Consider the following 25,179-nt stretch of genomic DNA (forward strand, 5'->3'; position numbering starts at 1 on the left):
GAAGCCCTTACCTCCTCCAGCATGCGGAAGACCCCGTGGACTGGTACCCCTTTGGGGAGGAAGCCTTTAGCGCGGCTTTGCAGGAGGATAAACCCATATTCCTCTCCGTGGGGTACAGCGCCTGCCACTGGTGCCACGTGATGCACCGGGAGTCCTTCAAAGACCCCGAGGTGGCGGGGATCCTCAACCGGCACTTCATCCCGGTGAAGGTGGACCGGGAGGAGCGGCCCGATGTGGACGCCGCCTATATGCAAGCCCTCATCAGCCTCACCGGCCAGGGGGGCTGGCCCATGAGCCTCTTCCTCACCCCGGAGGGGAAGCCCTTCTTTGGGGGAACGTATTTCCCCAAGGAAGACCGCGGAAGTCTTCCCTCTTTTAGACGGGTCCTCCTGGCGGTAACCCAGGCCTGGCGGGAGGAACGGGAGGCCATCACCAGGGAGGCGGAACGCCTTTCCCGAGCCCTTTGGCGAAGCCTTACTCCTGCTCCCGGACCCGTGCCTCAGGATGTGGAAGAGAAAGCTTTGTCGTTTCTTGCCCGCTCCTTTGACCCAGAGTGGGGTGGGTTTCTCCCCGCACCCAAGTTTCCTCAGGGCAACCTACTCCTTTATCTCCTTTCCTTAGCCTGGCGGGGCAAGGAGGAGGCCCGCGGGATCCTCCACAAGACCCTAAGGGCCATGGCCCTGGGTGGGGTCTACGACCAGGTGGGTGGAGGGTTCCACCGTTACGCCGTGGACCGCTTCTGGTACCTCCCCCACTTTGAAAAGATGCTTTACGACAACGCCCTCCTGGCCCGGGTCTACCTGGGGGCTTACCGGGTCTTCGCCGACCCCCTTTTTCTCAGGATGGCCCGGGAAACCCTGGACTGGCTTCTTTCCATGCAAAGCCCTGGCCAAGGAGGGTTTTACACGGCTTTGGATGCGGAAAGCGAGGGGGAGGAAGGACGTTACTACAGCTGGACTCCGGACGAGCTGCGGGCGGCCCTGGGGGAGGATTACCCCCTGGCCCACCGTTATTTTGCCCTGGGGAAAGCCCCGCCCGTGGAGGGAGGTAACTCTCCCAGGTACGTGCTTACCGCCTGGGGTGAGGAAGAGGTAAAGAGGGAGCTGGGGGAGGGCTTTGTAGCCTGGCGGGAAGGCCTCCGGGCTAGGCTTCTTGCCTTAAGGCGACGTCGCACGCCCCCCAACTTGGACGACAAGGTCTTAGCCGACTGGTCTGCCTTGGCGGTGCGGGCCCTGGCCGAGGCGGGCAGGCTTTTAAGGCACGACCGATACTTGATGGCTGCCCGGCGCGGGGCCCACTTCCTGGTGGAAACCATGGGCAAGGACGGCCTTGTGCGCCACGTGTGGCGGGCCGGGGCCCTGGGGGAAGAGGCTTTCTTGCAAGACCAAAGCTTCACCGCCTTGGCCTTACTGGAGCTTTACACCGCCACCGGCGAGTGGCCCTATCTGGAGAAGGCAAGGTCGTTGGCGGAGGCAGCCTGGGAGGTCTTTCGAGGGGAGGGTTTTGAAGGACCAAGCACCCCTCCGGCCCAGAAGGCCCTTCCCCTTCCCGCCAAGGAGGTGGAGGAAACCACCCTTCCCTCTGACAAAAGCGCCCTGGCCGAGGCCTTCTGGCGCTTGCAGGCGGCCTTTGGCGGGGACTACCGCAGGCGGGCCGAGTTGCTTTTGGAGGAAGGGGCCCTGTGGCTTGAGCGCCATCCCCACGCCCTTCCTGGCTTGCTCCTGGTTCACCGCCTCCTCAAGGAAGGAACGGAGCTTGCCCTCCCCACGCCCTCCCCGATTCTGGAGTCGGTACGGGAGCTTTACCTACCCCTTACCCAGTTGGTGGTGGGGCCAGCGGATGCCCTTCCGGGCCTTCTAGGGCGGGAGCCCGGAAGAGCCTACCTGTGCCGGGAGGGAGCCTGCCGGTTACCGGTTGAAGAGGTGAATAGCCTGGTGGAGGAGGTACGGGCGGTCTACGGTGGGTAGCCCTCCTTGTTTGTGCGATCTTTCACGATTAAACTCCCTTGTGCCTTTCATCTCCCCAACAACATTGACTTTCCCTCTTAGTTCCCCTACACTGTTACCGAACGGTCGGTAAGGAGGTCCCATGCCCGAAGCCTGGATTGTGGAAGCCCTCAGAACCCCCATCGGCAAGCACGGGGGAGCCCTGGCCAGTGTGCGCCCCGACGACCTCCTGGCCCATGTCCTCTCCGCCCTGATGGAGCGCAGCGGGGTGCCCAAGGAGGAGGTGGAGGACGTCTACGCCGGCTGCGCCAACCAGGCCGGGGAGGATAACCGCAACGTGGCCCGCATGGCCCTCCTCCTGGCGGGTTTCCCCGTGGAAGTGGCGGGGTGCACGGTCAACCGCCTCTGCGGATCTGGTCTGGAGGCAGTGGCCCAGGCGGTGCGGGCCATCTGGGCAGGGGAAGGCCAGGTCTACATCGGGAGCGGGGTGGAGTCCATGTCCCGGGCTCCCTTTGTGGTACCCAAGGCGGAAAGGCCCTTCCCCACCGGCAATCAGGTGATGTACGACACCACCCTGGGCTGGCGCCTGATTAACCCCAAAATGCAGGCCCTTTACGGCACGGAAAGCATGGGGGAAACCGCCGAAAACCTGGCAGAAATGTACCAGATCCCCCGGGAAGAACAGGACCGCTTCGCCCTTCTCTCCCACCAAAAGGCCATCCGCGCCTGGGACGAGGGGCGCTTCGCCAAGGAGGTGGTCCCCGTGCCCGTGAAGCGGGGGAAGGAGGAAGTCCGGGTGGAGGTGGATGAGGGGCCAAGGAGGGATACCTCCCTGGAGAAACTGGCCCAGCTCAGGCCCGTGTTCCGGGAAGGGGGCACGGTGACCGCAGGAAACTCCAGCCCCCTGAACGATGGGGCCGCCGCGGTCCTCCTGGTCTCCGATGCCTACGCCAAGGCCCACGGCCTCAACCCCCTGGCCCGGGTGCGGAGCATCGCCGTGGCCGGGGTTCCCCCCAGGATCATGGGCATCGGGCCAGTGCCTGCCACCAAGAAGGCCTTGGAACGGGCAGGGCTTACCCTGAAGGACATCGGCCTGATTGAACTCAATGAAGCCTTCGCCGCCCAGAGCCTCGCCGTGCTCAGGGAGTGGGGCCTGGACATGGAGGACCCCCGTCTGAATCCCAACGGCGGGGCCATTGCCATCGGCCACCCCCTGGGAGCCTCCGGAGCCCGCATCCTCGCCACCCTGCTCCACGAAATGCAGCGCAGAAAAGTTCAGTTCGGTCTGGCTACCATGTGCATCGGTGTGGGTCAGGGAATCGCCATGGTGGTGGAGGCGGTGTGAGGCTTCCCCTAACCTTTCCAGACCAGGATGGGAACTATGTGCTGTCCCTCACGATGATAGTCGCATGTGAACGCTAACTCCACTCCCGGCCACACCTGACCGAAAAGCCAGAGATCTCCAGGATGAACCCTGGCCGGCTTGGCATAGCCCCCAAGGCTTCCCTTGTCCACCAAAAGCACCAGGGGGCGCCCGGAGGGCGGCACCTGGATACCTCCCAAGGGTGTGGCCTCGGAAAGCCCTTCCCCCCCAGGTACCTCCGGCCCCACGAGTTCCACGCCCATCCGGTCCGCCCGCACCACCCGGAAGGAGGCGGAAATCAGGGCCCTACGGGCCTCCCAGGAAAACTGGGGCCCGGGAAGGAGACGGAGGCGAAAGGTTTCCGGCAAGGGCCTTTGCCGGAAGGCGAGTCCCGGCCGTACCGCCCTTTCCTCCCCCAGACCCAAGACATCCCCCGCCACCAACGGGCGACCGATCCTGCCCCGGAGGTCCGGGGACACGGAACCCATAAAGGAACGGCCCTCGAGGGCTCCCGCCACCGCCAGGTAAACCCTGACCCCCCGGCCCCTGGGCCGGAAGGAGAGGGTTTTACCCCTGGGCCAGAAAAAGCTCTGGCCCGGCGGGATCTCTTCCACCTCCAGGAGGGCGGTAAGCCCATACCCCGCCACCGCCGCCACCAGATCCCTAAGAGCGGTGAGGACCGGGCCCCGGTAGGCCACCTCCAAAAGGGGTGCGCCCGGGGGATTCCCCACCAGGCGGTTGGCCAGGGAGGCGGAGTAGGGATCCAAGGGCCCGGAACGGGCCAGGCCCAGATGCCCCGCCAGGAACCGTCCCCCATCCACCACCAGATCCATAAGCCCCGGCTCCTCCACCCGGAAGGCGGGAATCCGGGGCTCCTCGGGGAGAAGCTCCAAGGGCGAAGGTTCTTTAGGCGTGGGCCCCTCTGCCTCCTTAAAGCGCACCCGGTCCCCAGGCCTGAGGAGAAAGGGTTCCTCCCGATGGGGATCGTAAACGGCCACCAAGGCAGTACCCAGCAGGTGCCAGCCCCCGGGGGAAGGCAGGGGGTAGATGCCCGTTTGCGGCCCGGCCATGGCCAGGCTATGGGCAGGGACTCGAGGCCTTGGATGGGGCCGCCTTGGGAGGCGCAAGGCCTCCGCCACAGGAGCCAGGAAGGGAAAGCCGGGAGTGAAGCCCAGGGCATAGACCCGGTACAGGGGGGCCTGGTGTAGGCGCCTGACGGCCTCCAAAGAAAGCCCGGTGCGGTGGGCCACCTCCGGCAGATCCTCTCCGTCGTAGCGCACGGGGATCACCACATACTTCCCCTCTTCTTCCGGCGAAAAAGAGGCTAGGCGGCGGAGAAACCTTAGGAGCCGGGCTCTGGAAAGCCTCCTGGAGTCGTACTCCAGGTAGAGGGTGCCGTAAGCAGGAATAGCGTCCCAAAGCCCTTCCGGGGGAGCCTTAAGGAGAGCCCTAGCCAAGGCCTGGGCCCGGCGGTTGGCCTCCTCGGAAAGCCCTTCCCCAAGAACCAGGTAAAAGCCCTCCACCCCTCCACTCTACCTTGACGCTCCCTAGCCTCCAGGTTTAGCTTGGGAACTGGAGGAAACCATGAAACTGCGCTTTTACAGCTTAGGAGAGAACCACTTTGAGCTTGACCCAGACCTAAAAGCGATATTGAACACTTTCTCCCCTGGCCTCCCCCATCCAGAGCTTTCCACCTTCGGGAAGCTGGTAGGGGAAGAAGTGCTGGAGGTGGCCCACCACATAGACCAAGACGCCCCACCCCGCCTCCAGATGCACGACCTGGACGGCAACCGCATCGACCGGGCTGTCCTTTCTCCCGCACAGAAGGCCCTCCTAGAGAAGCTCCGCCCCATGATCCGCCCCGCCTACGAGGGCAAAGGCTGGCCTCTCCACTACGCTTTCGGCTACCTCTTGGCGGATGGAGGGCTTTACTGCATCCTCACCATCACCCACCAGGTGGCCTATGCCCTGCACAAGTATGGCCCCGAGCACCAAGAGGCAAAGCGGGCCCTCCTTTACGGCCCAGCCTTTGGAGCCACCTGGATGACGGAGATCCAAGGGGGAAGCGACCTCGGGGCCAACCGCACCGTGGCCAAACGGGAAGGGGGTGCCTACCGCCTTTACCAAGGGGACAAGTACTTCGCCTCGGGAGCAGGCCTTGCGGACTACGCGGTGGTCACCGCCAGGCCGGAGGGGGCCCCGGAGGGGCCTAAGGGCCTTGGCCTCTTCCTCTTGCCCCGGGAGGTGGATGGTAGGCTCAACTTCACCGTGCGCCGCTTTAAGGAGAAGCTGGCCACCCGGGCCGTGCCCTCGGGAGAGGTGGAGCTGGAAGGAAGCCTGGCGTATCCCATTGGCAACCTGCAAGAAGGCATCTACTATACCCTGGAAACCCTCACCGTAAGCCGCCTGGCCAACGCGGTGGCCGCCATGGGCATCGCCAAGAAGGCGCATCTGGAGGTCCTCTTCCGGGTGAGGCGGCGCACCGCCTTCGGCCGAAAGCTCTTGGAGCACGACCTCGTCCAACACGACCTCTTGGAGATGCGCCTCCGGCAAGCCGGGGGCACGGCCTTGGCTTTTCTAGCGGTACGAGCCTTTGACCAGGCCTGGGAGGAGCGGCCGCCTTACAGCCAGGGCTACCACCTGGCCCGCCTCCTTTCCCACTTAGCCAAAGGACGCACCGCCGAGCACGCCAGCGCCATCACCGCCCTGGCCATGGAGCTCTTCGGGGGCCTGGGATTTCTGGAGGAATACGGGGTGGCCCGCTGGCACCGGGAGGCCCTCATCACCCCCATCTGGGAGGGCCCCGCCAACATCCAGGCCCTGGACATGCTGGAAGCCATGGCCAAGAAGCAGGCCCACGAGCCCCTTTTGGACATGCTCCGCCAACATCCCGAGGCCCTGAAGTATGCGGAAAAGGCGTTGGCCAGGCTTGCAGAAGAAGGTACCTGGTATGCCAAGGAAGCGTTGCGGGTCCTGGCGGATGCCGTGGCGGTCTATGCGCTGGAGAAGGTGGCCCAGGATCCCTTCCCCGAGCTTTCCCACCTTTACGCTCGGCGCTTCCTGGAGGGAGAGGCCCTTCCCCTTAGCGCCCAAGCACCTGGGCTTTACGACCCTTGGTGGAGCCTCTCGTAAAGGGAAGCAAGGTCCTCGGGGCGGAAGCGGGCGGTGTAGCCCTTGGGCGGAAGGGGTTCCTTATAGAAGAAGCCTGGGAGGCGGTCATCCTGGTGGGTGAAGCCCGCCAGGTGGTTAAAGCGATGTTCCAAGCGCAAAACGCCCTCCCCAAGCTCACCCCAGAAGGCAGGGGGCAGGCTCGTGCCCAGGGCGGCGTTTAGGCTTTCCACTACGAACTCCACCTGCTTGTTGGTGACGCTTCCCCCGAAGACGCAAAGGCCCAGGGCGTCGTTGGCGGCGGCGTTTACCTGGGCCTGGTAACTGGCCTCGAGGATCTCCCCCACGGGCATGGCCCGGGTTTCCAGGCGCGGGGCATTCCCCGCGGTGTGGTCCGCTCCCTGGGCGGTGATCATCATGGTGATCCCCGTGGCCTCCACCACCCTGGGATCGTAGGCGCTGATGGCCTGGCGCTTGATGACGGGAACCCGCTTAAGCCCAAGCGCCTCCCCCACCCGGGCAGTGCCTTGGGCCAGGAAGCGGGCCTCCTCACTTGGGGTGTAGAGGGCCTTGAGCCTGGCCTCCATGAAGGCATAGTCCCCGAAGTCCGCCTCTCCCTTTTCCATGAAAAGGGCCAAGGTGGCCCCGGTTTCTATGGTGTCCACCCCCAGGTCGTTGGCCAGGCGATTGAGGCGGGCGAGCTGGTCCGGATCGGTGAGGCCACAGTTGGTGCCCATAAGGCCGATGGTCTCGTACTCCAGGGGGGAGACCACCTCCTCTCCCTTTTCGTCCACGATGACGTTGGAGCACTGGATCACGCATCCAGGCATGCAGGCGTGGGTGTGTTTCCCTCCCCGGGCCTTGTTGAGGGGGGCGATATACTGTCCCCCCATGCGGAACTCCTCCGGGGAGGCCAGCTGGCCCTGGCGAAAGTTCCTCACCGGCAGCCCCCCGAAGGCATTCTGGAAATCCGCCATGCCCATGGTGCCGATGGCGTTATAGAACTTCATGACCAAGGGGTCCTGGCGAAGAAGCTCCGCGTACCGGCGGATGGATTCGGTGACCTTGGGCTTATCCCAGACCTCCGCCTTCCCCGGCACCTCCACCACGATGGCCTTCACCCGTTTGGCCCCCATCACCGCCCCCACGCCCCCCCGGGCAGCCAAGCGGGAGGGCCTGCCCTCTATATCGGAAAAGGCGATGCCGGAAAGGAGGCCCAGATACTCCCCCACCGGCCCCAGGAGGGCGAAGGCGATCTTCCTGCCGTAGGCGGCAAAGAGCTTGGCCGCCGCCTCAAAGTTCCCGAGGCCGAGAAGGTCCTTAGCCGGGTCAAAGAAGACCTGGCCCTCCCGGGTGATGCGGAGGACCACCCAGTCGGAGCTTGCCCCCTCGAGGACCAGGTGGGAAAGCTTCATCTGGCCCAGGGCGTAACCGAAGGTGCCGCCCCCGTTGGCCTCCTTGATCCCCAGAGTGAGGGGGCTTCGCGTGCCCACGCTGGTGCGGTTGGCGTTGGAAAACCCCGTGCCCGCCAGGGGACCCACGGCGAAGACCAGGGGGTTCTCCGGGGAAAGGGGATCCATGCGGTAGGCTTCCCGCTCCAGAAGAAGCCGCCCCGTGCGGTAGCGGCCGCCATAGGCCACCTCCTCGGGGGAAACCCCTTCCCACCGAACCTGCTTCCTCCCCAGATCAACCCCCAAGGACCGCCACATGGTTCTGATTCTACCCCTCCCCCCGCCGCACCTCCAGGCTCCGGAGCCGGTTCACCGCCGCTCCCAGCTCCAGAGGACGCACCTCCGCCACCTCAGGGGCCTCTTCCAGGGAAAAAAGATCCTCTACCCCGCCCAGCACTGCCTCCACCAGCTTCCGCAAGGGTGTCTTGCCGTCCGCCTGCCGCCAAAGCCGCTGGAACCATGCCCCCAAAGCCCGCACCTGGGCGTTTTCAAAGAGGTCCAAGGCAGATAGGTCCACCACCTCCTCCCCGTAGACCAGCTCCCTGAGGCCCCGACCCTTCACCCGGGCCTTCCTGCCCCGCCTGGGATCAAAGCTTTCGGGCAAGGGAGCCCGGGAAGCCACGGCAAGGGGATACGGGGGCTCGCCAAAAGCCCGCCCTGTGGGATGGGCTTGGGCGATGGCCTTGGCCTCCAGGGTGGCCTCCCTCGGCCGGTACTCCTCCAGAAGCAAGACCGTGTCCGCCAGGTCCAGGTAGTCCCCCACCCCGCCCACCACCAGGATCAGGCTCACCCCCCTGGCCTTAAAGTCCTGAACCCGGTCCAGAAGAGGGGTAAGGGTTTCCCGCTGCACCAGGGCCTGCATGCGGGCATCCCGCACCAGGAGGTTGGTGGCAGAGGTATCCTCGTCCAGGAGAAGCACCCGCGCACCCAGCTCCAGGGCCTCCAGGATGGCGGCCGCCAGGCTGGTGGACCCCGAGGCATCCTCCGTGGAGAAGAAAGAGGTGTCCTGGCCCAGGGGAAGGTCGTGCACGAAGGGCCTTAGGTCCACGCCCTTCACGCTTCGGCCATCCTCCGACTGGACCCTCTGGGCCAGGGCATGGGCCACCACCCACTCCCGCCCATCCCCGGGAATATGGGGATAGACCCCGTGAACCAAGGCCTCGAGGAGGGTGGTTTTCCCATGGAAGCCTCCGCCGGTGATGAGGATGAGGCCCTGGGGAAGACCCATCCCAACGACCTCGCCCTTGTGGGGTACCCGAAAGGAAACCCGCAAGGAAGGGGGGCTTTGGAAGGGAACCGCCCCCCTTAAGGGCTTCTGGCTTACCCCGCTTTCCCGGGGAAGGATGGCCCCATCCCCCACAAAGGCCACCAGGCCCCTTTGGGGAAGGCTCTCCTGAAGGTAGGCGAAGTCCTCCACCTGCTGGACCTGGGACACCAGGGCCCTCCCATCCAGCTCCCCCAAAAACCCCCGAAGGTGCTCCACCAGGGCCCGGAAAAGCCTCTCCGCCTCCTTACCCAAAATCCTTCGGCCCGAGGCGGGAAGCCCCACCCGGAAGCGCAGGTAAAGCGCCTCCTGGCCAAGATGGGCCCCAGCCCGCCGCAACACCTTGGGGCTTTCCACCTCCACAAAGACCCTCCCCGAGTGCCCGCTCCCTCCGAAAAAGGGCAGGTGGCGGAACCGGGCCTTGAGGGCCCTGAGGAGGAAGTCCTCTACCGCCACCTTACCCGTAGGGTGGCGGTAGACCCGAAGTTTCTCCAGGGCCTTGGCGGGGTAGCGCACCTCCACAACGCTTGGGGTGGCGAAGGGATCCCCCTGCACGTGGACAAAGCGCAGGTCAAACCCCTCACCCCTCCAGGTTCCCTTTAGATCCTTGTAAAAAGGGTAAGGTCTCCCCTCGAGGGAGGCCAGGAAAGGGAAAAGCTCCTCCAGCCGCCGCACCCTTCCAGGTTAGCCCAAAGCCTCCACCTCCACCTCCACCTGCCTGAGGGCGCGGGAAAGGCGCTCCACACCTTCTAAGAACTCCTCCTCCCTGATGGTGAGGGGTGGGGCCACCACCAGGATGTTGTGCTTGGCCAGGAGGTAAACCCCCTCCTGCCACAAGGCCTTTTGCAGCGCCTGCATGGCAGGGCTAAAGGGAGCGTGCCAGGGAGAAAGGGGCTCCTTGGTGCTCCGGTCCCGAACCAGCTCCAAGGAGTAAAAGGCCCCAAGCCCCCGGACATCCCCCACCACGGGATGCCGGTCCTTTAGGGCCTTAAGGCTTTCCTGGAAGAAACCCTCCATGGCCAAAACCCGTTCGAAGAGGCCTTCCTCCCGGTAGGCCTCAAGGGAGGCCAGCCCCGCCGCCACCGCCAAGGGATGACCAGAGTAGGTGTGCCCTGTGGGCAAGGGATTCTCGTCAAAGTAGCGGGCCAGGGTCTCCCGCACGAGCACCCCTCCTAAGGGCACGTAGGCGGAGGTGACCCCCTTGGCGAAGGTGATGAGGTCGGGGACCACGCCAAACCGCAGGGCGGCAAAGGCTGCCCCCAGGCGCCCGAAGCCGGTCATCACCTCGTCAAAGACCAGAAGGATGCCATGCCGGTCGCAAAGAGCCCGTACCCCCTCGAGGTACCCTTCCGGGTAGACGATGACGCCATTGGAGCCCACCACAGGTTCTAAGAAGATGGCCGCCACCCGCTTGGGATCCTCGTGGAGGAGAACCCTCTCCAGGTGGTCCAGGGCCCGGGCGGTTTCCTCCTTGGGGTCTTCCGTGTAAAAGGGGCTCCGGTAGGGATAGGGGGCGAAGAAGTGGACCACCCCGGGGGCATTGCCCGGCTCGGAGGGCCAGCGGCGGTTTTCCCCGGTAAGGCTGGCGGAGGCGTGGGTGGCCCCGTGGAAGGACCGGTAGGCGGCAAGGACCTTGAAGCGGCCGGTGAGGTGGCGCACGAACTTCAGGGCGTCCTCGTTAGCCTCGGTGCCCGAGGGGGTGAAAAAGACCCTGGCTCCTTCGGGCCAGGGAGAAAGGTCGGACAAAGCCTTGGCGAGAAGGGCCCGCTTATCGTGGAAAAGGCTAGGGGCCGCATAGGCCAGGGTGGCCGCCTGCTCGGCAATGGCCCGCACCAGCCTAGGGTGGCCATGGCCCAGGTTCAAGGCCACCAGGCCGCTGGAAAGGTCCAGGTAGCGCCGCCCCTCCTCGTCGTACAGCCAGACCCCCTCACCCCGCACCACCAAGGGGGGGTTAAGGGGAGCCTGGGCCACCCAGGGGGTAAGGACGTGCTTCTTGTGGAGGGCTTTTAGGCTCATTTCCCCCTGAGTATACCGTGCCCCTTCATAAGCCCGTGGGCGGCCCAGGGAGGCTTGCGGCTATACCGATAATGGTTTATCATTACCTTATGCCACGGCTTGCCCTGTTGCTCCTTCTCCTTTCCCAAGCCTGGGCCCAGGTGCAGGTGGCGGCCACCACCCCCCTCCTGGCCGACCTGGTGTCCCAGGTGGGGGGGAACCGGATCAAGGTAGAAAGCGTGGTCCCCCCAGGGGCCGACCCCCACACCTTTGAACCCACCCCCAGCACCGCCAAAAACCTGGCCCGAAGCCGCCTTCTCTTCGCCAATGGCCTGGGCCTCGAGGCCTTCTTGCCCAAGCTGCAACGCCTCCTCCCCCAAGGCGCCCGGGTGGTGAAGCTGGCGGAAGGGCAACCCGGCCTCATCTGCCAGGAGGAGCACCAAGAGGAAAACCTAGAAGAACGCGAGCACGCCCACGGCCCCTGCAACCCCCACCTGTGGCTGGACCCCACCTATGCCCTGCGCTATGCCGAGCGCATCGCCCAGGAACTCTCCCAGCTGGACCCCAAAGGAAGGGCCATCTACCAGGCCAACCTAAAGCGCTTTAAGGCGGAGGTGGAAAGGCGCGATAAGGCCTTCCAAGCCTGCAACCTGAAGGGCCTCAAGGTGGTCACCCAGCACGATGCCTTCGCCTATTTTGCCCGCCGGTACGGCCTGCGGGTGGTGGGTAGCCTCACCGCCTCGGGGGTGCAGGAGGCGGGAAGCCGGACCTTCCTCACGCTCCTGGAGCGAGCGCGCCGGGAGGGGGTAAAGCTGGTCCTGGCCGAACCCCAGTTCCAGGGAACCGCCCTCAAGGCCCTGGCTGAGGCCCTGGGAGCCCGCATCGTCGTCCTCTATACCGACACCCTGGACCGAAGGGTGCCCACCTATCTGGATCTACTGGACCATAACCTCAAAGCCCTATGCCCATAATGGAGGCATGGGGTTTAAAGAAATCTTCGGCACCCTGCCCGAGGCCAGCGCCCAGGCCCCGGGGCGGGTGAATCTCTTGGGGGAGCACACCGACTACCAGGAGGGCTACGTCCTTCCCACCCCCCTCCCCTACTTCACCCAAGTGGAGGCCGCCAAAGGGGAGGGCCGGGTAGAGGCCTACAGCGAGGAGCTCAAGGAGCTCAGGGCCCGGCCTTTGGAAAGCCCGGCCCAGGGGGACTTTCTGGACTACCTCCTGGGGGTGGTCTGGGCCCTGAGGGAGGCGGGGTACGGGGTTCCCGGGGCTCGCTTTTACGTGCGGAGCAGGGTACCCATAGGAGCGGGGCTTTCCAGCTCGGCGGCCCTCGAGGTGGCGGCGCTAAAGGCCCTGCGCCTCCTCTACCGCCTGCCCCTTTCCGACAAGGAAATCGCCCTTCTGGGCCAGAAGGCGGAGGTGGAGTACGTGGGGGTGCGCTGCGGCATCATGGACCAGATGGCCGCCAGCCTGGGCGAGTTGGGCAAGGCCCTCTTCCTGGACACCCGGACCCTGGAACACGAGAACCTACCCCTTCCTCCAAGGAGCCGGGTGGCCGTCCTAGACCTGGGCTTAAAGCGACACCTGGCCAGCGCCGGGTACAACGAACGGCGCAAGGAAGCAGAGGAGGCAGCCAGGCGGCTTGGGGTGCGAAGCCTGAGGGACATCGGGGACCTTTGCCTGGTGGAGAGCCTTCCCTCCCCCTTGGACAAAAGGGCGCGGCACATCGTGGGAGAGAACCTCCGGGTGCTAAAGGGGGTAGAAGCCCTACGAAGAGGGGATGCCCGGGCCTTCGGCGAACTCATGGTGCAAAGCCATCGCTCCCTCTCCCAAGACTATGAGGTAAGCCTCCCGGAGCTGGACGCCCTGGTGGAAGAGGCCTTGAGGGCCGGAGCCTATGGGGCCAAGCTCACGGGGGCGGGGTTCGGCGGGGCGGTGGTGGCCCTGGTGCCCGAAGACCGCATGGAAGGTTTCCAACACCACCTCCTCTCCCGTTTTCCCCATCTCCGCATCCTTTGACCGGCCTAGCCCCCTCGGCCAGGTAAGCTAAGGGCATGGAAAAGCCAAGCCTCCTCCCCCTCCTGGATGCCCGCCTTCCCCTAAGCGAGGAGAAGGTGGCCGAGGCAGCCCGGCTTGCCGGGATACCCCTGGCCCAGGCCTGGGGGGTGGTGCGCTACTACCCCCGGTACCGGGGCCTGCCCCAGGGGAGGCTCCTGGTGGACGATCCCGTGGCCCGGGCCCGGGGATTCGCCCGCCTCCTAGAGGGAGCCGATGGAACCCATCCTCCCTTGGGCCTCGAGGCCCTCTCCCCCATCCACGTGCGGGTGGAAGGGGAAAAACGCTATGTGGAATGGGAAGGCCGGCTCATCCCCTTTAAGGAGTTTCGCCTTCCCTTCGCCCTAGGGCATGGGGACCGGCTCCTCCCTCCCGAACCCATCCTGGAACTAGACCGGTATGAAGCGCTGGGAGGGTTGCTGTTCCTGCGGAGGGCCCTGAAAAACCTCCTCGCCCCGGAGGCCATCCTCGAGGCCGTGGAGGAGGCTGGACTCCTGGGCCGGGGAGGAGCCGCCTTTCCCGCCCACATCAAGATGCGGGCCGTGGCCCGGGGGGAGCCCCCCAGGTATCTGGTGGTGAACGCCGACGAATCGGAACCGGGCAACTTCAAGGACCGCTTCCTCCTGGAGCACCATCCCCTCCTGGTCCTGGAGGGAACGCTTTTGGCCGCCCTGGCCGTTGGGGCAAGCCAGGTCTTCCTCTACGTGCGGGATGAGTTCGAAGCCGCCATCCTGGGCCTGGAACAAGCCATCCACCAACTTGAGGAAGCTGGCCTCCTTCCCGTTCCCACCCAGGTCTTTACCAGCGGGGGCCTCTACATCTGCGGCGAGGAAACCGCCCTTCTGGAGTCCATGGAGGGCAAAAGGGCCGAGCCCCGCTTAAAGCCCCCTTTTCCCGTGGAAAAAGGCCTGTGGGGAAGGCCCACCCTGGTGCAAAACGTGGAAACCCTGGCCAACCTGCCCCTGATCCTGAGGGAGGGCCCGGGAACCTGGCGTGAAAAGGAGCCCAAGCTTTTCTCCATCACCGGGGACGTGGCCAGGCCGGGGCTTTACGAGCTTCCCCTGGGAACATCCTTGGAAGACGCCTTACGGAAAGCTGAAGGCGAGCCAGAGGGGCTGAAGGCCGTGCTCCTGGGCGGAGCCGCAGGGGTGTTTACCCGCGATTTCGCCTTCCCTTTGCGCTACAAGGGTAGGCTTCCCTTGGGAGCCGGCGCCATCGTGGCCTTCGGAAAGGAGGTGGACCTGTGGGAAGTCCTTTTGGGCCTGGCCGAGTTTTTCCAGGAGGAGTCCTGCGGGAAGTGCTTCCCCTGTCCTTTGGGCACGGCGGTGCAGGTGGAGATGGTGAGGCGGCAGGAAAGGAACCGGGACCTGGTTCACCACCTGGGACAAACCCTCAAGGGAAGCCTGTGCGGCCTGGGCCAGTCCGCCTACTGGGCCTACCAAAGCCTGTTGGAGGTGGAAGGTGCGGCTTAAGGTGAACGGACAAGAGGTGGAGGTCCAGGAGGGAACCCTCCTCCTGGAGATCACGGATCCTCCCCACCTGTGCTACCATCCCCACACGGAAACCCGGGGGCTTTGCCGCCTCTGCCTGGTGGAGGTGGATGGCCGCCTGCTTCCCGCCTGCGCCACCCAGGCCCAGGAGGGCATGGAGGTGAGGACGGACACGGAAGACCTCCGAATCCTCCGCCGAACCCTCCTGGAATGGCTGGCCCTGACCACAGACCTGAGCCAGGCTCCCTCCCTTTTAGAGCTCCTGAAGGTCCATCAGGGCCAACCCCAGCGTTGGGGCAGCGTATCCCTGAGCCGAAGGGAGCGGGAGCCCATCCGGGACAACCCCTTCTTCCTCAGGGACTACGCCAAGTGCGTGAACTGCCGCCGTTGCGTGGATGCCTGCGGGGACGGGATCATGGGGGTGTACGCCCTCACCCTGGAGGGAAGGGGCCTCATGGCCCACCCCACCACCCCCCTGGACCAGCCCCTTCCCGAAACCCCCTGCGTCTTCTGCGGCAACTGCATCCAGGTTTGTCCCACAGGGGCCCTCAGGCCCTTGAGCATGGAGGTGTAGGATGCGTACCACGTGCCCTTACTGCGGTGTGGGTTGCCAGGTGGAGCCCGAGATCCAAGGGGGCCGCATCCTCCGGGTGCTGGCCCCCGACATCCCCCCTAACCACGGGGCTCTCTGCGTGAAAGGCCGCTTCGGCCTGGACTTCGCCTTCTCGGGTAAGCGCCTCCTCTACCCCATGGTGCGGGAAGACCGCCGCCAGGCCTTCCGCCGGGTTAGCTGGGACGAGGCCCTGGACTATACGGCAAGCAAGCTTCTCGCCGTGCTGAAAAGGCGAGGCCCCGAGGCCATCGCCGTCTTCCCCTCCGCCAAGACCACCAACGAGGAGGTCTACCTCACGCAGAAACTGGCCCGCGTCCTCCTCTCCACCAACCACGTGGACCACTGCTCCAGGCTTTGCCACTCCTCCTCCACCGTGGCCCTCTCCCGTTCCCTGGGCGGGGCCAGCATGACCAATCCCATAGAGGACATCTGGAAAACCGATCTCTTCCTGGTGGTGGGCTCCAACACCACGGAAACCCACCCCGTGATCGGGGCCATGATCAAGAAGAGGGTGCGGCAAGGGGCCAAGCTCATCGTGGTGGACCCCCGTTACACCGGCATGGCCGAGGCCGCCACCCTGTGGCTACGGGTACGCCCGGGTACCGATCTTTTCCTCCTGAACGCCATGGCCCGCTATATCCTCGAGGAGGGCCTCTGGGACCAAGGGTACGTGGCGGAGCGCACCGAGGGCTTCGCCGAGTGGCAGGCCTCCTTGGAGCCCTACACCCTGGAGGAGGCCGAGCGCATCACCGGGGTGGAAAAAGAAAGGATCGCTTTAGCCGCCCGGCTTTACGCCACCACCAAGAGGGCGGGGGCTTACTGGGCCATGGGAGTCACCCAGCACACCAAGGGGACCGCCACCGCCCAGGCCTTGGTGAACCTGGCCCTTCTCACGGGCAAGGTGGGTAAAGAGGGAGCGGGCTTGAACCCCTTGCGAGGCCAGAACAACGTGCAAGGGGCGGGGGACATGGGAGCGCTGCCCGATGTTTTCCCCGGGTACCTGAAGGTGTCGGACCAGGCAGCAAGGAAACGCTTTGAGGCCCTCTGGGGGGTGGAGTTGAACCCCAAGCCGGGCCTGCGCATGACCGAGGTCTTCGAGAGGATCCCCGAGGTAGAGGCCATCTATCTCATCGGGGAGGATCCCGTGACCAGCGAGCCTTACCAGGACCACCTTAAGGCCAAGCTGGAGGCCCTCCCCTTCCTTGTGGTGCAGGACATCCTGGAAAACGAAACCACCTCCTTTGCCCACGTGGTCCTGCCGGCGGCCAGTTTCCTGGAAAAGGACGGAACCTTCACCAACACCGACCGCAGGGTCCAGAGGATTCGGAAGTTGCTGGACCCCCCAGGGGAGGCCCGGCCCGATTGGTGGATCGTCCAGGAGCTGGGCAAGCGCCTGGCCCAGGCCTTGGGCCGTCCTTGGGCCCTCTACCCCGGCCCCGAGGCCATCTGGGAGGAGGTCCGCCGGGCCATTCCGGAGATGATGGGCGGGATCACGTACCGCCGCCTGGAAAGCGAGGGCGTTCGCTGGCCCTGCCCCCACGAGGACCATCCCGGCGAGGCGGTGCTTTTCCGAGAACGCTTCAACACCCCCTCGGGGAAGGCCCGTTTCTTCCCCGTGCACTTCACCCCTCCGGCGGAAACCCCTTCGGAGGAGTACCCCTTTACCCTCTCCACCGGCCGGGTCCTCTTCCACTGGCACGGGGGCACCCTAAGCCGCAACAGCCAGCTCAAGGAAGCCTACCCCGAACTCAAGGTGGAGGTGAACCCCAAGGACGCCCAGAAACTGGGTATAGGGGATGGGGAGATCATCCAGGTGGTGAGCCGCCGGGGCAGGATCCGGGCCCGGGCCTGGGTCACGAACCGCACCCCCGAAGGAGTGGTCTACGCTCCCTTCCACTTCGCCGAAGCCCCCGCCAACCGCCTCACCCTGGACGCCCTGGATCCCTTCAGCCGCATCCCCGAGTACAAGGTGGCGGCGGTGCGCCTGGAAAAGCTGGACTGAGAACCTCCCTAAGCTTTCTCAAACGGTGGGGAAGGCGAAGCTCTCATAGCCCAGCTCGGCCACGGAGAACCAGCGGTACTGCTCGTTGCGGAAGGCCCAGTAAGCGGAATACACCTTGCGGTAGGTGGCGTCCTTGGCCGCCTGTTCCTCGTACAGGGCCCGGGCTTCCTCGAGGGCCTTCTTCATGATCTCCCCGGGCCAGCGGCGCAGGCGCACCCCCGCCTTGAGAAGGCGGTTCAGGGCCGGAGGGTTCTGGGCATCGTACTTGGCCATCATGGTGAGGTTGACCTCCGCCGCCGCCACCTGGAAGGCCTCCTGGAACTCCTTGGGAAGCCTCTGCCACTCCCTTTGGGAAACCAGGAAGGAAAGCTGGGCGCTGGGTTCCCAGAAGGAGGGGTAGTAGTAGTAGCGGGCCACCTTGTAAAAGCCCAGCTTCTCGTCGTCGTAGGGGCCGGAGAACTCGGTGGCGTCGATGGTGCCCCGTTCCAGGGCCGGGTAGATATCCCCGGCGGCCAGGGTCTGGGGCACCACCCCAAGCCGCCCCATCACCAGTCCCCCAAGGCCAGGGATGCGCATCCTTAGGCCCTTAAGGTCCGCCACACTCTTGATCTCCTTGCGGAACCATCCTCCCATCTGGGCCCCGGTGTTTCCCCCAGGGAACTGGATCACCCCGAAGTCGGCATAGACCGCGCGCAGGAGGTCCAAACCACCCCCATACCGCATCCAGGCGTTGTGCTGCCGGTAGGTCATGCCAAAGGGCACGCCCCCGTCAAAGGCCAGGGTGGGGTTCTTTCCCACATAGAAAGGGCCATAGGTGTGGCCCGCCTCCACCGTGCCCTGCTGGACTGCATCCAGCACCTGGCCCCCGGGCACGATCTCCCCCGCCTGGTAAACCCGGATCTGGAAGCGGTCGCCGGTGAGTTCCGCCACCCGCTTGGCCAAATCCTCGGCACCGCCATAGAGGGTATCCAGGCTCCTGGGATAGCTGGAAACAAGCCGCCAGCGCACCTGCGGAGCGGCCTGGGCAAAGGCCCTGTAGGAAAGGCTTGCCGCTAAACCCACCCCTACCCCTTTGAGAAACTGCCTCCGCCTCATACCTTCCTCCTTTTCGCGTATGAGTATACACCAGCCCGCCCCAGGCTATTCAGGCCGTCCGAAGGCCCATTACCCTTCTTCCCGGGCCAACAGCCGGTCCACCTGGGCCAACAGGGTCTGGGTTTCAAAGGGCTTGCCCAGGAAGGCTTGCGCCCCCGCCTCGAGGGCCTCCCGCCGGCTTTTCTCGGAAACGCTGGCGGAAAGGGCCAGAATGGGCGTGGAAAGACCCAAAGCCCGCATCCTCTGGATCACCTCGAGGCCCGATACCCCGGGCATCACCAGATCGCACACCACGAGATCGTAGGGTTCGGAAAGCTTGTCCAAGGCCGCCTGGCCGGAAGAGACCCAGTCTACCTGGTGCCCGGCCCGCTCCAGAATGCGGCGCACCATGTGGGCCACCAAGGGTTCGTCCTCAACCAGAAGGATGCGGGCCATATACAGGTAGGATAACCCTAAAGAGGCTTCCTTTTCCCTCCTCGCTTTCCACCTCAATCCGGCCCCCATGGGCCTCCACGATGTGCTTGGAAATGAAAAGGCCAAGCCCCGTGCCCGAAACCCCCCGGGTCTGGGCATTCTTGGCCCGGGCGTAGCGCTGGAAAAGCTTGGGAAGCTCCTCCCTGGGGATGCCAGGGCCCGTGTCCTCCACCTCCAGGACCACCCTGTCCCCTTCCTGTCGGGCCCGAAGGTAAACCCGCCCGCCCGGCGGGGTGAACTTGAAGGCGTTGGAAAGAAGGTTTCCCACCACCTGAACCACCCGGTCGGGGTCCGCCTCCAAAAGGGGAAGCTCCTCCAAAGCCACCTGGAACTCCACCCCGGAAAGCCGGGCCACGCCCTGGAAGCTCCTGGCCAGGTCCTGAAGAAGGGGCCTCAGGTTCACGGGTCTTCGGCTCACCTCAAAGCGGCCAGCCTCGAGGCGGCTCGTGTCCAGGAGGTTATCCACCATGGTCTTTAGCCGGAAGGCGCTTTCCAGGATGAGGTCCACCGACTCCTGGGCCGAGGGGGAAAGCCCCTCTTCGCGAAGAAGCTCGGCCAGGCCCATGATCACCGCCAAAGGGGTGCGGAGCTCGTGGCTTACGGCGGCGATGAACTCCCCCTTAAGCCGCTCGGCCTCCAGCCTGGAGCGCAGGTCGTGCAGGTCCACCACCACCCCCTGCACCCGGGGGTCAGCCAGGAGGTTCCGCCCCCAGGCCTCCACGGGAATCGGGATGCCGTCCGCATGAAGGACCCGGAACTCCCCGGTGCGCACCTCCCCCGGGTGGCGCAAAAGCTCGCGGAACAGGGCCTCCGCCAGCCCCCGGTCCTCGGGGTGAACGAAGTCCAGGGCCCTCAAGGGAGCCCTTTTGTACCCCTCGGGGTCATAGCCCAGCACCGGGCGCACGCTGGCGCTCACATAACGGATAAGCCCTTCCCCATCCAGTACGTAAACCACGTCCTGGGAGTGCTCCAAAAGTGCCTTGAGGCGTTCCTCCTCGGCCTCCATCAGTTCCAAAAAGCGAGCCTTTTCCAGCACCAAAGCCAGCAGGGTCCCCACCTGAACCAGCCGGGAGAGGAGTCTCTCGGAAAAACGCCTCTCCCGCCGAAAGCCCAGCAGGAGTCCACCCCGGAACCCCCCCGCCCGGAAGGGAACCACCAAGGCGCTCTTAAGGCCCAGCGCCTCCGCCACCCCACAATCCTGGGCCTCCAAGACCTCCGCCCCTAGGGGCTCTCCCTCCATCAAGGCCTTTTCCAGAAGGTTGGGCCGGGGAAGGGGTCCGGGAAGGGTGCAAGTGCTGTAAAGCACCCTTTGGCTACCCCCCTCCTCCGCCAAGAGCAACCCCTCATCCGCGCTGAAAAGAGCCTGCAGGCGCTTGACAATGGCCTCGGTCAGGGGAGCGAGACCCGGCTGGCGCAAGGCTTCCTTGGCCAGGTCCACCAAGGTCTGGGTGAAGGCCACCTGCTCCCTCAAGGCCCGCTCCATGCGGGTGCGCTCGGTGATGTCGTGGAAAACCAAGACCCGCATCTCCCCCACCTGTTTTCCCCGGACGCTATACGTGGCCCCTCCCAGGCTGAACTCCAGCCTTCCTCCTTCCAAGGCGGGCTCCAGGGCCGCGGGAAGGTCCTCGAGGGACACCGTGGACCCCACGGAAAGCGCCTGGCGGGCCTTCCCGTTGGCAAAACCCTCGGAACCGAAAAGAACCACCACCCCGTCGGGAAGCTCCTCCAGCACCTGGAAAAGCCGCCCCCGCTCCGCAGCCAAGGCCAGGGAAAGCTCCTTCTTTTCCCGGTAAAGCTGGGCATTCCTGAGGGCCACCCCCGCCACACCCGTGAGGAGCTCCACATAACGCACCTCCGCCTCGCTCACCCCTGGCCCCCCAGGCCCGTGGTCCACGGCCACTGCCCCCAAGGCCTCTTCCTCAGCCAGAATGGGAACAAAGGCGACACTTGGACCCATCTCCTGGGCCAGATGCGGGGGCAGGCTCTCCCTTCCCAGAACCAGGGTCCTCCGTTCCCGCACCGCCTGGGCCAGGGGATCGGGGGAAGAAGCCAGGGGCAGGCGGATGCGGCTGATGCCCTCCGTCCAGTACACGTCTTTTCCCCGCACCGTGAGGTAACCCTCCAGGCAGTCCTTACCCTCCTCCCCCTTCACCAGGGCCACGGTCACCCGGAAGAAACCGAAGCGCTCCGAAAGGGCCTGGGCCAGGGTTTCCAGCACGGCAGCGGGCTCCAGGGCCTTGACCACCTCCCGGGCCAAGGCGCTCACGTGGGATAGGGCCTCCGCGTGACGGGAAAGCTCCGCCAAAGCCCGGTTTCGCTCCGACAGGAGCTCGCCGTTTTTCAAAGCCAGGGCCGTGAGCTGGGCCAGAAGGGGCAGAAGAGGCCTCAGGGTCTGGGGAACTCCCTCCAGGCTCAACACCCCCTTGGGCGAAAAGTAAGCGCAGCTGGGACAGACCAGGAAGCGGGTTTCCCGGGTGGCCCGGGGGCGGACCGTGCAGCGGGCCTCGGGATCGGCCCAGCAGTAGGAGGCCTCCTCCCCCACCACCGGCAAAAGCCATTCCTCTCCCCGCCGCACGGGACCTTCGGCGAAAAAGGCCTCCTGCACAGGCCCTTTTGCGTATAGGGGAAGGGCGATGGCGGAAACCGTGTAGTGGCGGCCCCGGCCCGAGGCCACCTCCCCCACCAGCTCCCGGGTTTCCCGGTGGTAGAGGAAGAGGGCTGCCCGCTCCACTCCCTCCTCCGTGGCCACCTCGAGGAGGTTCCGAAGTATTTGCACAGGCTCCAGGTCCTTCAATAAGGCTCGCTGAAAACGTCCAAGGATCTCCAATTGGCCCGAGGTTCTCATCTGCCTCCAATGGTAGCATGGGGGCGGGGTTGCAAGGGGGTGGGCAAAATCTTAGACTGGGTCAAAGAGTGGGCCCTAGGCCCCACCCCTGGCAGGCCGCCAAGGAGGAGGTTATGCCCATAGACTTCAGCCTCACCGAGGAACAACGGCAGCTCCAGGCCCTGGCCCGGCGCTTCGCCAAGGAGGTCATCCTCCCCGTGGCCCAGGAGTACGACGAGAAGGAAGAGGTGCCCTGGCCGGTCATAGAAAAGCTCCACGAGGTGGGCCTCCTGAACGCCATCATCCCCGAGGAGTACGGGGGGATGGGCCTCAAGATGCTGGACGAGGTCATCGTGGGGGAAGAGCTGGCCTACGCCTGCATGGGCATCTACACCATCCCCATGGCCAGCGACCTGGGGATTACCCCCGTGCTCCTAGCCGGGAACGAGGAGCAAAAGCGCCGCTTCCTCAAACCCCTTACCGAGAAACCCGCCCTGGCCGCCTTCGCCCTCAGCGAGCCGGGAAACGGCTCGGATGCCGCCGCCCTCAAGACCCGAGCGGTGCGCCAGGGGGATTACTACATCCTTAACGGCACCAAGATGTGGATCTCCAACGGGGGCGAGGCCGAGTGGGTGGTGGTCTTCGCCACCCTGAACCCCGAGCTACGCCACAAGGGGGTGGTGGCCCTGGTGGTGGAAAAGGGCACCCCGGGCTTCAGCGCTGTGAAGATCCACGGGAAGATGGGGCAAAGGGCCTCGGGAACCTACGAGCTGGTGTTTGAGGACGTCAAGGTACCCGTGCAAAACCGCCTGGGGGAGGAAGGAGAAGGGTTCAAGATCGCCATGAACACCCTCAACAAAACCCGCATCCCCGTGGCGGCGGGAAGCGTGGGGGTGGCGCGAAGGGCCCTGGACGAGGCCAAAAAGTATGCCAAGGAACGGGAAGCCTTCGGCCAGCCCATCGCGAGCTTCCAGGCCATCCAGTTCAAGCTGGCGGACATGATGATCGGCATAGAAACCGCCCGCATGTACACCTACTATGCCGCCTGGCTCGCCGACCAGGGCCTGCCCCATGCCCACGCCAGCGCCATCGCCAAGGCCTATGCCTCGGAGATCGCCTTTGAAGCCGCCAACCAGGCCATCCAGATCCACGGGGGCTACGGGTACGTGCGGGAGTTCCCGGTGGAGAAGCTCTTGAGGGACGTGAAGCTCAACCAGATCTACGAGGGCACCAACGAGATCCAAAGGCTCATCATCGCCAGGCATCTCCTGGCGGAATAGGAGGTAACGGATGAAGTTCGTGGCGGTCATCAGGCAGGTACCGGACGGGGAAAGCAGGCTGAGGATCCAGGGGGATCGGGTGGACCTTTCCGGGGCCACCCTGATCCTGGACCAGATGGACGAGTACGGGGTGGAGGAAGCCCTTCGCCTAAAGGAGAAGCACGGGGGCGAGGCCATCGTGGTGGGCTTCGGCCCCGAGCGCACCGAGGAAGCCATCCGCACCGCCTTGGCCATGGGGATGGACCGGGGCATCCACGTGGTTTACGAGGGGTATGCCGATCCCGTGACCGTGGCCGAGGCCCTGGCCCCCATCCTGAAGGAGGAATCCCCTACCCTCATCCTCACGGGCGGGCAACAGGCGGACTGGGATAGCCAGGCCCTGGGCGGGGCTCTAGCGGAAGCCCTGGGCGTGCAGGTGGTGGCCTGGACCACAGCCCTCGAGCTGGAAGGGGAAACCGCCAGGGCCAAGCACGACCTGGACGAGGGAGCGGAGTGGGTACGGGTGCGGCTTCCTGCGGTCTTCACCACGCAACAAGGCCTGAACGAGCCCCGCTACCCCACCCTGCCCGGCATCATGAAGGCCAAGAAGAAGGAGATCAAAAAGGTGGCCTTTCAGGGCGCAAGCCGGGTGGAAATCCTCCAGGAGAGCATCCAGGAGAAGACCCGGCTTCAGAAGATCCTGGACGGCAAGGACCCCGTGGCGGCGGCCGAGGAGCTGGTGCGGCTTCTCCACGAGGAAGCCAAGGTGATCTGAGGAGGCATCCATGATCCTGGTGGTTCTGGACCACGATGGAAACAAGCTGAGGAAGGCGAGCCTCGAGGCCCTGACCCGGGCCCGGAAGCTGGCCGAGGCCTTTGGAGAAGGGGTGGCCGGGGTGCTTTTGGCGGAGGGCCAAGCCCCCGTGGAAGAGGCCCGAGGCTACGTGGAAACCCTTTACGTGGCGGAGCTCGGTCCCTACACCGCCGAGAAGTGGGCGGCGGGGATCCTGGAAGCCGCCAAGATCGGGGTAAAGGCCATCGTCGCCCCTTCTTCCCGGCAAAGCCGCACCTACATGGGCCGGGTGGCCTATGCCTTAAGGGCTGGGCTCCTGGAGGACACCCTGGAATCCTGGGCGGAAGGAGGCGAGGTCTACGCCACCCGCTACGCCTACCTGAACCGGGTGACCCAGAAGGTGAAAAGCGCTCCCCCAGTGGTCCTCACGGTGAAGCCCAACACCACTCCCCTGGCGGAACCCCTGGGCCAGGCGGGCCAGGTGGTGGCGCTTCCCATCCCCCCAGTCCCCACCGTGGAGGTGCTGGAGAGGGTGCAGGAGGAGAAAAAGGGCGTCTCCCTCACCGAGGCAAATGTGGTGGTCACGGGAGGCCGGGGCATGGGTGGCCCCGAGGCCTTCAAGCAGGTGGAGGAGCTTGCCGCCCTTCTGGGCGGGGCTGTGGGAGCCACCCGGGCGGTGGTGGATGCCGGCTGGCGTCCCTATAGCGAACAGGTGGGCCAGACGGGGAAGACCGTGCAACCTTCCCTGTACATTGCTCTGGGAGTTTCCGGGGCGGTCCAGCACCTGGCGGGGATGAACAAAAGCAAGTACATCGTGGCGGTGAACAAGGACCCCGAGGCCCCCATCTTCAAGCACGCCGACTACGGCATCGTGGGGGATGTGCACCAGGTACTTCCTGCCTTGATCGAGGCGGTCAAGAAACTTAAGGACTAGCTACGGCGGGTGGCAACGGCGGGCAGGGAAATCCCTGCCCGCCCGGAGCTTTAGTCCATCCCTACTCCTTCTTGGGCGGAGCTCCCTCGTTCTCCATACGGGAGGCCTCGAGGTTCTCCTGCCCCGGTGATCCCTGCCCCTCGGCCCCTTCCTTTCCCCGGTTGCTGCGAAGAAGCTGCAACAGGAAGAAAAGAAGCACCGCCGCCACCACCACGCCCACCGCATAGGGCCAGGCGGGGGCGCTTGGGGCCTTTGGCACCTCAGGGAGGGAAAGAGGTGGGGACGGAGCCTTGAAGACCTCCTGCTCCAGCTTGCCCACCCGATCGCCCAAGGCCTTAAGGGCTTGCTCCTGGGCCTCCACCCGGCTCTCCAAGGCGGCCACCTGGCCCTCGAGGGCCCGGAGGCGGGCATAGCCCTGGTAGCCAGCCCATACCACAAGAAGTGCCACCACCAGCAACAGGACCAGGCTTAACCAGCGCTTCATTCCACTCACCTCCTCTGCCGGGCCCC

The 25,179-nt window shown here is 65.1% G+C and carries 19 protein-coding genes; 11 read left to right on the forward strand and 8 right to left on the reverse strand.

Annotated features, from left to right (window positions below; all coding sequences use genetic code 11):
- Both TNMX_RS10990 and TNMX_RS10995 read left to right on the forward strand, forming a co-directional pair.
- The coding region (locus TNMX_RS10990; RefSeq protein WP_038032224.1) for a thioredoxin domain-containing protein at nucleotides 1-1,967 on the forward strand (1,967 nt) is incomplete at its 5' end.
- 121 nt (nucleotides 1,968-2,088) lie between these two features.
- Nucleotides 2,089-3,291, forward strand: coding sequence for a thiolase family protein (locus tag TNMX_RS10995; RefSeq protein ID WP_038032225.1), 1,203 nt, complete (start codon nucleotides 2,089-2,091; stop codon nucleotides 3,289-3,291).
- An 8-nt stretch (nucleotides 3,292-3,299) separates the two neighbouring features.
- Here TNMX_RS10995 and pxpB read toward each other — a convergent pair whose 3' ends face one another.
- Nucleotides 3,300-4,832: a 5-oxoprolinase subunit PxpB gene (gene pxpB / locus TNMX_RS11000; protein ID WP_038032227.1), complete on the reverse strand. Its 1,533-nt coding sequence runs from the start codon at nucleotides 4,830-4,832 to the stop codon at nucleotides 3,300-3,302.
- A gap of 61 nt (nucleotides 4,833-4,893) precedes the next feature.
- Between pxpB and TNMX_RS11005 the strand changes: the two genes are divergently transcribed.
- Nucleotides 4,894-6,441 carry an acyl-CoA dehydrogenase family protein gene (locus tag TNMX_RS11005; protein WP_038032228.1) on the forward strand — a complete coding sequence of 516 codons (1,548 nt, stop codon included), beginning with the start codon at nucleotides 4,894-4,896 and terminating at the stop codon, nucleotides 6,439-6,441.
- Here TNMX_RS11005 and TNMX_RS11010 read toward each other — a convergent pair.
- From TNMX_RS11010 to TNMX_RS11020, 3 genes are read right to left on the reverse strand one after another with little or no spacing between them, the layout of a single operon-like run.
- Nucleotides 6,414-8,126, reverse strand: a complete 1,713-nt coding sequence (locus tag TNMX_RS11010; RefSeq protein ID WP_038032230.1) for an aldehyde ferredoxin oxidoreductase C-terminal domain-containing protein — start codon at nucleotides 8,124-8,126, stop codon at nucleotides 6,414-6,416. The two genes, TNMX_RS11005 and TNMX_RS11010, sit on opposite strands and share 28 nt — an antisense overlap.
- A gap of 10 nt (nucleotides 8,127-8,136) precedes the next feature.
- A complete protein-coding gene (locus TNMX_RS11015) occupies nucleotides 8,137-9,807 on the reverse strand; it encodes an ABC-ATPase domain-containing protein (RefSeq protein ID WP_038032231.1) in 1,671 nt (556 codons plus the stop codon).
- A 9-nt stretch (nucleotides 9,808-9,816) separates the two neighbouring features.
- Nucleotides 9,817-11,148: an aminotransferase class III-fold pyridoxal phosphate-dependent enzyme gene (locus TNMX_RS11020; protein ID WP_038032233.1), complete on the reverse strand. Its 1,332-nt coding sequence runs from the start codon at nucleotides 11,146-11,148 to the stop codon at nucleotides 9,817-9,819.
- 89 nt (nucleotides 11,149-11,237) lie between these two features.
- On the opposite strand from TNMX_RS11020, the gene TNMX_RS11025 reads away from it, so the two are divergent.
- The 5 genes from TNMX_RS11025 to fdhF are packed head-to-tail and all read left to right on the forward strand — an operon-like array spanning nucleotide 11,238 to nucleotide 17,290.
- Nucleotides 11,238-12,098 (forward strand): metal ABC transporter substrate-binding protein, encoded by an 861-nt coding sequence (locus TNMX_RS11025; RefSeq protein ID WP_038032234.1) that lies wholly within the window; start codon nucleotides 11,238-11,240, stop codon nucleotides 12,096-12,098.
- Between the two features lie 7 nt (nucleotides 12,099-12,105).
- Nucleotides 12,106-13,149 (forward strand): galactokinase, encoded by a 1,044-nt coding sequence (galK, locus tag TNMX_RS11030; RefSeq protein ID WP_038032235.1) that lies wholly within the window; start codon nucleotides 12,106-12,108, stop codon nucleotides 13,147-13,149.
- A gap of 35 nt (nucleotides 13,150-13,184) precedes the next feature.
- On the forward strand, nucleotides 13,185-14,657 hold the full coding sequence (locus TNMX_RS11035; protein WP_038032237.1) for an NADH-ubiquinone oxidoreductase-F iron-sulfur binding region domain-containing protein: 1,473 nt from the start codon (nucleotides 13,185-13,187) through the stop codon (nucleotides 14,655-14,657).
- The gene (locus tag TNMX_RS11040; RefSeq protein WP_038032238.1) at nucleotides 14,647-15,249 is read left to right on the forward strand and encodes a 2Fe-2S iron-sulfur cluster-binding protein; all 603 of its coding nucleotides are present in this window, start codon (nucleotides 14,647-14,649) and stop codon (nucleotides 15,247-15,249) included. Before TNMX_RS11035 ends, TNMX_RS11040 begins: the two co-directional genes overlap by 11 nt.
- Nucleotide 15,250: 1 nt before the next feature.
- Nucleotides 15,251-17,290 carry a formate dehydrogenase subunit alpha gene (gene fdhF, locus TNMX_RS11045; RefSeq protein WP_038032240.1) on the forward strand — a complete coding sequence of 680 codons (2,040 nt, stop codon included), beginning with the start codon at nucleotides 15,251-15,253 and terminating at the stop codon, nucleotides 17,288-17,290.
- Nucleotides 17,291-17,308: 18 nt separating this feature from the next.
- Here the strand turns inward: fdhF and TNMX_RS11050 are convergent, their stop codons facing one another.
- The 3 genes from TNMX_RS11050 to TNMX_RS11060 all read right to left on the reverse strand — a co-directional run bounded on the left by TNMX_RS11050 (nucleotide 17,309) and on the right by TNMX_RS11060 (nucleotide 21,704).
- Nucleotides 17,309-18,385 carry a TRAP transporter substrate-binding protein gene (locus TNMX_RS11050; protein ID WP_038032241.1) on the reverse strand — a complete coding sequence of 359 codons (1,077 nt, stop codon included), beginning with the start codon at nucleotides 18,383-18,385 and terminating at the stop codon, nucleotides 17,309-17,311.
- Nucleotides 18,386-18,454: 69 nt separating this feature from the next.
- Nucleotides 18,455-18,820, reverse strand: a complete 366-nt coding sequence (locus TNMX_RS11055) for a response regulator transcription factor (protein WP_038032243.1) — start codon at nucleotides 18,818-18,820, stop codon at nucleotides 18,455-18,457.
- Nucleotides 18,798-21,704: an ATP-binding protein gene (locus tag TNMX_RS11060; protein WP_038032244.1), complete on the reverse strand. Its 2,907-nt coding sequence runs from the start codon at nucleotides 21,702-21,704 to the stop codon at nucleotides 18,798-18,800. The genes TNMX_RS11055 and TNMX_RS11060 overlap by 23 nt, the downstream gene beginning before the upstream one ends.
- Before the next feature lie 113 nt (nucleotides 21,705-21,817).
- On the opposite strand from TNMX_RS11060, the gene TNMX_RS11065 reads away from it, so the two are divergent.
- Genes TNMX_RS11065 through TNMX_RS11075 form a run of 3 tightly spaced genes read left to right on the forward strand, consistent with a single transcriptional unit; the run spans nucleotide 21,818 to nucleotide 24,669 of the window.
- On the forward strand, nucleotides 21,818-22,963 hold the full coding sequence (locus tag TNMX_RS11065) for an acyl-CoA dehydrogenase family protein (RefSeq protein WP_038032247.1): 1,146 nt from the start codon (nucleotides 21,818-21,820) through the stop codon (nucleotides 22,961-22,963).
- Nucleotides 22,964-22,973: 10 nt separating this feature from the next.
- Complete coding sequence (locus TNMX_RS11070) at nucleotides 22,974-23,717, forward strand: electron transfer flavoprotein subunit beta/FixA family protein (RefSeq protein WP_038032246.1); 744 nt, start codon at nucleotides 22,974-22,976, stop codon at nucleotides 23,715-23,717.
- A 10-nt stretch (nucleotides 23,718-23,727) separates the two neighbouring features.
- Entirely contained in the window at nucleotides 23,728-24,669 is a 942-nt protein-coding gene (locus tag TNMX_RS11075; protein ID WP_015717197.1) for an electron transfer flavoprotein subunit alpha/FixB family protein, read from the forward strand.
- 61 nt (nucleotides 24,670-24,730) lie between these two features.
- On the opposite strand, the gene TNMX_RS11080 is transcribed toward TNMX_RS11075, so the two are convergent.
- Nucleotides 24,731-25,153, reverse strand: a complete 423-nt coding sequence (locus tag TNMX_RS11080; RefSeq protein WP_015717198.1) for a hypothetical protein — start codon at nucleotides 25,151-25,153, stop codon at nucleotides 24,731-24,733.
- Nucleotides 25,154-25,179 lie beyond the last annotated feature (26 nt).

Origin of the sequence: Thermus sp. NMX2.A1, from assembly GCF_000511705.1 — a bacterium.
Lineage (GTDB): Bacteria > Deinococcota > Deinococci > Deinococcales > Thermaceae > Thermus > Thermus scotoductus.

Coding starts and splice junctions, on each gene's coding strand:
- TNMX_RS11075 (WP_015717197.1), top strand. CDS start 23,728: ATGATCCTGGTGGTTCTGGACCACGATGGAAACAAGCTGAGGAAGGCG.
- TNMX_RS10995 (WP_038032225.1), top strand. CDS start 2,089: ATGCCCGAAGCCTGGATTGTGGAAGCCCTCAGAACCCCCATCGGCAAG.
- TNMX_RS11070 (WP_038032246.1), top strand. CDS start 22,974: ATGAAGTTCGTGGCGGTCATCAGGCAGGTACCGGACGGGGAAAGCAGG.
- TNMX_RS11060 (WP_038032244.1), bottom strand. CDS start 21,704: ATGAGAACCTCGGGCCAATTGGAGATCCTTGGACGTTTTCAGCGAGCC.
- TNMX_RS11050 (WP_038032241.1), bottom strand. CDS start 18,385: ATGAGGCGGAGGCAGTTTCTCAAAGGGGTAGGGGTGGGTTTAGCGGCA.
- fdhF (WP_038032240.1), top strand. CDS start 15,251: ATGCGTACCACGTGCCCTTACTGCGGTGTGGGTTGCCAGGTGGAGCCC.
- TNMX_RS11025 (WP_038032234.1), top strand. CDS start 11,238: ATGCCACGGCTTGCCCTGTTGCTCCTTCTCCTTTCCCAAGCCTGGGCC.
- TNMX_RS11080 (WP_015717198.1), bottom strand. CDS start 25,153: ATGAAGCGCTGGTTAAGCCTGGTCCTGTTGCTGGTGGTGGCACTTCTT.
- TNMX_RS11035 (WP_038032237.1), top strand. CDS start 13,185: ATGGAAAAGCCAAGCCTCCTCCCCCTCCTGGATGCCCGCCTTCCCCTA.
- TNMX_RS11065 (WP_038032247.1), top strand. CDS start 21,818: ATGCCCATAGACTTCAGCCTCACCGAGGAACAACGGCAGCTCCAGGCC.
- TNMX_RS11055 (WP_038032243.1), bottom strand. CDS start 18,820: ATGGCCCGCATCCTTCTGGTTGAGGACGAACCCTTGGTGGCCCACATG.
- galK (WP_038032235.1), top strand. CDS start 12,106: ATGGGGTTTAAAGAAATCTTCGGCACCCTGCCCGAGGCCAGCGCCCAG.
- TNMX_RS11010 (WP_038032230.1), bottom strand. CDS start 8,126: ATGTGGCGGTCCTTGGGGGTTGATCTGGGGAGGAAGCAGGTTCGGTGG.
- TNMX_RS11020 (WP_038032233.1), bottom strand. CDS start 11,148: ATGAGCCTAAAAGCCCTCCACAAGAAGCACGTCCTTACCCCCTGGGTG.
- TNMX_RS11005 (WP_038032228.1), top strand. CDS start 4,894: ATGAAACTGCGCTTTTACAGCTTAGGAGAGAACCACTTTGAGCTTGAC.